The organism is Acidobacteriota bacterium, from assembly GCA_035471785.1.
Classification (GTDB): Bacteria; Acidobacteriota; UBA6911; order RPQK01; family DATIPO01; genus JANQFM01.
Window position 1 is genome coordinate 21,794 of record DATIPQ010000078.1, and the last position, 6,159, is coordinate 27,952.

At 61.1% G+C, this 6,159-nt stretch carries 6 protein-coding genes; 4 read left to right on the forward strand and 2 right to left on the reverse strand.

From position 1 onward, the window contains the following. Positions 1 to 10: 10 nt before the first annotated feature. From VLU25_11145 to VLU25_11155, 3 genes are read left to right on the forward strand one after another with little or no spacing between them, the layout of a single operon-like run. Entirely contained in the window at positions 11 to 397 is a 387-nt protein-coding gene (locus tag VLU25_11145; GenBank protein ID HSR68488.1) for a DUF2203 domain-containing protein, read from the forward strand. Positions 398 to 431: 34 nt separating this feature from the next. Then, entirely contained in the window at positions 432 to 1,100 is a 669-nt protein-coding gene (locus tag VLU25_11150) for a hypothetical protein (GenBank protein HSR68489.1), read from the forward strand. An 18-nt stretch (positions 1,101 to 1,118) separates the two neighbouring features. Next, positions 1,119 to 1,781 carry a hypothetical protein gene (locus VLU25_11155; protein HSR68490.1) on the forward strand — a complete coding sequence of 221 codons (663 nt, stop codon included), beginning with the start codon at positions 1,119 to 1,121 and terminating at the stop codon, positions 1,779 to 1,781. 43 nt (positions 1,782 to 1,824) lie between these two features. On the opposite strand, the gene VLU25_11160 is transcribed toward VLU25_11155, so the two are convergent. Then, on the reverse strand, positions 1,825 to 3,180 hold the full coding sequence (locus VLU25_11160) for a DUF418 domain-containing protein (protein ID HSR68491.1): 1,356 nt from the start codon (positions 3,178 to 3,180) through the stop codon (positions 1,825 to 1,827). Positions 3,181 to 3,221: 41 nt separating this feature from the next. Continuing rightward, entirely contained in the window at positions 3,222 to 4,832 is a 1,611-nt protein-coding gene (locus VLU25_11165) for a R3H domain-containing nucleic acid-binding protein (protein ID HSR68492.1), read from the reverse strand. A 297-nt stretch (positions 4,833 to 5,129) separates the two neighbouring features. On the opposite strand from VLU25_11165, the gene VLU25_11170 reads away from it, so the two are divergent. After that, the gene (locus tag VLU25_11170) at positions 5,130 to 6,026 is read left to right on the forward strand and encodes a TlpA disulfide reductase family protein (protein ID HSR68493.1); all 897 of its coding nucleotides are present in this window, start codon (positions 5,130 to 5,132) and stop codon (positions 6,024 to 6,026) included. Positions 6,027 to 6,159 lie beyond the last annotated feature (133 nt).

The window sequence follows — 6,159 nt, forward strand, 5'->3', positions numbered from 1 at the left end:
AATGACGCGCGTGAGTGACAAATACTTCACGGTTGAAGAGGCCCGAAAACTGCTGCCTCAGATTCGCGAAGCCATGGAGCGGGCCATAGACGCTTCGCAACTGATGCAGGGTTTCGCCAGCGAGATTCAGACCTTGGCCGACAATGCCGTCAGCAACGCCGGGTCGCCCGCCGGAACCGCTTACCTCGAGCACCTGCTGACGCTCAACAGCTATATCAGCGCCATTCAGGATGCGGGGTGCCTTGTCAAGAGCGTCGAGGACGGACTGGTCGACTTTCCCCATCTCAAGGACGGACGCGAAGTCTATCTGTGCTGGCGCTACGGCGAAGACGACATCAAGTACTGGCATGAAGTGGAAGCCGGTTTCGCCGGACGCAAGCCTCTGGCCGACTCTTGATCCCGTCAGCAGCAATTTACAGGAAAAAGCACGCATGTCTTCAACGCCCATACTCATCCTATCGGCCCTACTGCTCTTGCCGGCTGTGACCGGCTGTTCCCGAAACTTCAACGACGATCCCGACGCCGAGGTTCCTTCCACGGCCCAGCCTTTGCAGGCCCGCAACCCTTCCTCCTCCACCCAGGAGAGACCCATCGAAACGGCTCCCCAGACGGGAGAGAACGTCGAAGCCCCCGGCATCGTCTTCAGCGTTCCCGACGGATGGATACCGGAGCCTCCCCAGGGCAGCTTCCGGACGGCCCAGTACCGCCTCCCCTCCGACAGGCCGGGCCAGGAAGCGGCCGAAATGGTGGTCTTCTACTTTCAGGGACAGGGCGGCGACGTGGAGTCCAACATTCAGCGCTGGATCGGCATGTTCAGCATTCCCGACGGCTCTGATCCCCGCGACTCGGCCAGCATCGACCGAGGCTCCGCCAACGGTCTCCCCTTGACCACCCTCGATATCAGCGGAACCTACAACAAGTCGATCGGGCCGCCCATGGCGGGCGAGAAGCAACCTTTCCCCGGCTACCGCATGCTGGCCGCGGTGGCTGAAACGGAGGCCGGACCCTACTTCTTCCGCCTCACCGGCCCCGCCGCTACCGTTGGGAAGTGGGAGAACAGCTTTGAGCAGTTTCTCAAAAACCTCCGGCCCAGCCCCTAAATTGCGGGGAGGACCCCCATGAAGTGCATTCTCTGCGGACGCCGCAAGGGCAAGCGCAGTTGCCCGGCCAAGAACGGGCTCATCTGCCCTCAGTGCTGCGGCGAGAAGCGCATGGTCGAGATCGATTGTCCCGCCGATTGCCGCTACCTGCGCACCGGCCAGCGCCACGCCAACCGCAAGATGGCCTCTCAGTTCGGCCGCAACATCGCACCCGCCCGCCTTCAGAAGTACATCGCCGACTTGGAGCGTTTCGCGCCCCACATCATGGCGCTGGAACGCGAGATCGTCCGCTTCGCGCGGGGCCTCAGGAAATTGGAGGAAGAGGTGTTGGCGGAAGGCTTCAAGCTGGCCAAGAAGACCCTGTCGACCGAATCCCGCGGAGTCCTCTACCAGCACCGTTCACCCAACCCGCTGGTGGAAGAGGTGGCGCGTCATTTCCTCAAGCAGCTTGAAGCCCTGCGTAGCGGGGAAGGAGCCGAAAAGGCCGGGCTGCCCCGCTTGACTTTGGATCAGGCCGTAACCTGCCTGGAATGCCTGGAGCTGCAGGTCGAGGACTACCGGCAGTCTCACGAAGCGGGCGCCTATGTGACCTTCCTGCGCCGCAATTATCCCGACCTGGCGTCCTCAGACCAGGAAGAAGACTCCGACAACGACAGCCCCTCGCTCATCATCCAACCCTAGGGCTTCGGAACTGCCAGATTCCAATAGCCAACTTCCAAGGGGATCAGGCCGATTGCTTGCGCATGGGTTGCAGTTTGAAGTAGGTCAGGCTGCGCCACAGCCACTCGGCGGGGCCGAAGCGAAAATGCTTCAGCCACAGAGGTGAGTAGATCAGTTGGAGAATCCACACGCCCAGAACCACGAGCCACAGCTCGGTGCGGCTGAAAGAAGCGAACAGACCCAGGCCGTAACTGCCGTAAAAGAGGGTGGTGCACAGTACCGTATGCATCAGGTAGTTGGTGAAGGCCATGCGTCCCACCGCCGCCAGGCGGTCCTTGAGGCCCTGACCCAGCGACGACTTGCAGAAGAGCATGACCAGGCCGACGTGTCCCAGAGCCACAGGCAGGCTGGCGAAGTAGTTGATGTAGATGTCGCCTCCGAAGAGCTTGAAGAGATCGTAATCGTTCTCCGTCAACACGTTGATGCTCCACACCACGAAGGGCAGGCCCAGCAGATAGCCTCCAATCGTCAGGCGCAGGTAGGCCGCCCGCGAAAGGGCGGCTGAGAAGACGCCCCATTTCATCAGGGCCATGCCCAGCAGCATCAGTCCTCCGGCCCTCCAGAGTCCAAAAGTAAACAACCCGATCACAAGTGTTTGGAGGGCGGTGGGAGCCCGATGAATGAGCTGCTCGAGGTAGGTGCCGTTGCGATAAATCTCGATCTCTTCTTGCAGCTTGGCCGGATCGGGACTGATGGCCTTCTGGGTCTGGATCCACGTCTGCTTGAGCTGCTTCTGCGTCTCGGACAACTCTTCCCCGGCTTCCAGCTTCTCGACCGCCTGTTGGTGCTGGGAGCGCAACAAGTCGAAATAGATCGCCTGCAGCGTGAAGATGCCGACAAAGCCCGTCACCACCAAGAGGCCCAAGACCGCCAGGGTGCGCGGACGGAAGCGCCGGAAGAAATAGATGAGGAGGCCGCAACTGCCGTAGACGAAGAGAATGTCTCCGAACCAAAGCAGGAAGCCGTGCAGCAGGCCTATCAGCATGAGCCACAGATTGCGCCGCATCCAGACGCCGAAGATGGAACGGCCTTGGGCCTCGGCCCGGTCCCACATCAGCACCAGCCCGGCGCCGAAGAGCATGGAGAAAATGGCCATGAACTTCTGTTCGAAGAGCAGGTGGCTGATCGCCCAGGACCACCAGTCCGCCGCACTGATGGGTCCCAGCGCGACGGGATTCATGTAGAGGGTAAAGGGATAGGAGAAAGCCACGATGTTCATGGTGAGGATGCCCAGCAGGGCGACTCCCCGCAAGACGTCAACCGACGTCAGACGATGCTTCTCAGTGACCGGCCTGAAGGGCTGAGCGCCCTCGGGGGAGGACACTTCTCGGCCCTCGACAATCGTTTCCCGCTCATTCATGACGTAGCTTCTTCCTTCGTTGGAGACCGACTGGGAGAAGTTTACGTCACTTGAAAGTTGCGGGCAATCTCTCGGGGATAGATCACGACGTGGCGCTCCGAGGCCTCGCCCTGGCTCTCGGAATAGAGGCCGTAGACCTGTACCTGCTCATGCTGCTTGCGGCGAACGTAAGCCTTGCGGGGAGGCAGTTCTACGATTTCCGACTCGCCGCGTACTCTGGCCACGGCGTCTTCAACCTCGCGCAACCCTCCCGCAATCTCGTCCTGGATGCCGGCTTCGCGGTCTTCAAAGGTGAGAAAGTGGTCGCGAAGGAAGTTCTTGATCTGGCTGTAGGTATTGCTCTTGAGGATGTGAAAGGAGACGCCTCTGCGCAGAGTCGACTTGAGCTTGTGATGTCGGCGCTTGGCTTGATTCTTGAGACTCACCACCATGTGAGCTTCGCCGGGGTGATCGGCGATTCGCACTGGCACCCGCAACTCGCGCACGGCCCGCTGCAAGCGACCGCGATTGACGCCGATGGGAAAGAGCTTGACGATGCGGCGCCGGCTGCTTGCCGGGACGTGCCCATTGCTGCGGTGGGCGGACTCGAAGGGCGTCGGACGGGACGGCGCCGGCTCGTGGTTGACGCGGAATCCCCCCTCCTGACAGCGCTCGCGCACCTCGGGCTTGAGGGGACGGCCCTGCAGCAGGGCGTCCACCACGGGAGCGATCTCGTGAAAAACGGCCAAGCGCTGACGGCTTTGAATCTCCACCAGCGAGGCGAAGGTGGGCGGAGCCTTGCGTTCCAGCACCGTCTTCTGCGTGCCGCGGCGGCGGGCTTCGTCGTCGCCCAGGGTGACGGCCTGGATTCCGCCTACCAAGTCGCACAAGGTCGGATTCTGGACCAGATTTTCCAGCTTCAATCCGTGGGCCGTAGCCACCAACTGGACCCCACGCTCGGCGATGGTGCGGGCCGCCAGCGCTTCTTCCAAGGTGCCGATTTCGTCGATCACGATCACCTCGGGCATGTGGTTCTCGACCGCCTCGATCATGACTTGATGCTGATGTTGCGGACTGGGCACCTGCATGCGCCGGGCGCCTCCGATGCCGGGATGGGGCACATCTCCGTCGCCGGCGATTTCATTGGAGGTGTCCACCACCATGACGCGCTTGCCCACTTGATCGGCCAGCACCCGGGCGGCCTCGCGCAACAGCGTGGTCTTGCCCACTCCGGGAGGACCCAGCAGCAACAGGCTCTTGCCGCTTTCGATGACGTCGCGGACGATGTCCAGAGTCCCCGTCACGGCGCGGCCCACCCGGCAGGTCAGGCCGATAATCTGGCCCTTGCGGTTGCGCATGGCGCTGATGCGGTGCAGGGTGCGCTCGATTCCAGCTCGGTTGTCTCCCGAGAACTCTCCCGTCCGCGCCACCACGGCTTGGATGTCTTCGAAGGTCACGTCGCGCTGCAAAAGCGTCACCGTGCCGCTGATGACCCTGGCTTGAGGACGGCGCCCTACGTCAAGGATCACCTCCAGCAACTCTTCGGCATCGAGCTTTTCTACCGCGGTTCGCAGCGAGTGAGGAAGAATGTTGAGAAGAAGGCCCAGGTCGTCGGTACGAACTGCCCTTTGACCATTGGCCTGGGAGATCGCAGAAGTCGGGTTTAATTCCAATATCGACTTTCTCCATATCCAGCAATTGTGATGTGCTGGATTCTATTGTAATCACCCCCCCGACATTTCATAGCCGGTAGGGGAATCGACCGCCTCTTCATCATCTTTTAAAATCCACCCTCGCGACGGTCTTGCTTATTATAAGGTCTTGCCCTGGAAGTCTGTGTAAAGGCGGGATTGTCGGCATTTCGACCAAAGAAGAGAAACCTTGTCGCGGTGCCGTCGTCAAGAGAGGGGACGGTGCCCCGGAAGAGCGGCGGAGCCAGCCGCCCGACAGCACAAGCGAAGGAGAGTCCGATGCGAAGAATGACTGTTGCAGCTTTGGCCCTATTGATGATCACCCTCCCGCTCCTGGCTCAAGGCCAAGCCGAGATGGGAGTCCTCCAGGAAGTCCGCAAGATGATGGCGGAGAGCGGGGGACGGGTCACCTTCTCGGAGTTGGCCAACAGCGACCGCTTCAGCGCAGAGCAGAAGACCTTCCTGCTGCGGCTTTACGAGATCTTCTTCCAGATTCCCGCCGTGCTCAAGTCCGAATACGAAAACACCGGCAAGATTCCCACCCGCCAAAACGTGGCCGACAACTTCGGAATCAGCACGCAATCGGTCGACCTGCTGCTGGCCGTCATGAAGTCCGATCCGCGAGTGCCCTCCATGTTCACCCTCGACTCCTCCAGCCGCGAAATCGCATCCTTGAACGTCGACAACATCGAGGCCTTCATGGAGCAGCGGGGCGCCTCGGTACAGGTTACGGCTTGGGAAGGCAAGGCCTTGCCCGACTTTGAACTGCCCACTCTGGACGGCGAAACCGTTTCCGCACAGGACCTGAGGGGGCACGGATCGTTGATCTATTTCTGGTTCACGGGATGCCCGCCCTGCGTACGCATCGCCCCCCGCCTGGCCAAGCTGGACGAGATGTACCGTGACAAGGGATTGAGGATAGTGGGCATCAATGCCGACCGTGTCCTGGATATCCAAGTCAGCGACCAACAACGCCGCAGTTATCTGGAAAAGCACGGCATCAGGTTCGTCAACGCCCACCTGAATCGGTCCGTGCGGCAGGCCTTCGGCGGCATTCAGATCTTCCCCACCATCTTCTTCGCCGACCAGGAGGGCACCATCGTGGCCCACTACATCAACGAGCAGCAGTACGACACGCTGCAAGCCACGGCCGAAAAGGTGACTGGAGACCGCTAGTGCACTGCGTCAGAAGTTTTGAGCCACCCTGTGGCGTTATCCCACGCTTTCAGCGTTCGCACATTTGCCGTCTGAAACCCAGGGTGGCGCCGCCGTCTCGCTAGCGCTCGCCGCGGCTGACCCTGGGCTGACG

Excerpts from the sequence above, each read along its gene's own strand:
- VLU25_11150 (HSR68489.1), top strand. The coding sequence starts at position 432 with ATGTCTTCAACGCCCATACTCATCCTATCGGCCCTACTGCTCTTGCCG.
- VLU25_11155 (HSR68490.1), top strand. The coding sequence starts at position 1,119 with ATGAAGTGCATTCTCTGCGGACGCCGCAAGGGCAAGCGCAGTTGCCCG.
- VLU25_11160 (HSR68491.1), bottom strand. The coding sequence starts at position 3,180 with ATGAATGAGCGGGAAACGATTGTCGAGGGCCGAGAAGTGTCCTCCCCC.
- VLU25_11170 (HSR68493.1), top strand. The coding sequence starts at position 5,130 with ATGCGAAGAATGACTGTTGCAGCTTTGGCCCTATTGATGATCACCCTC.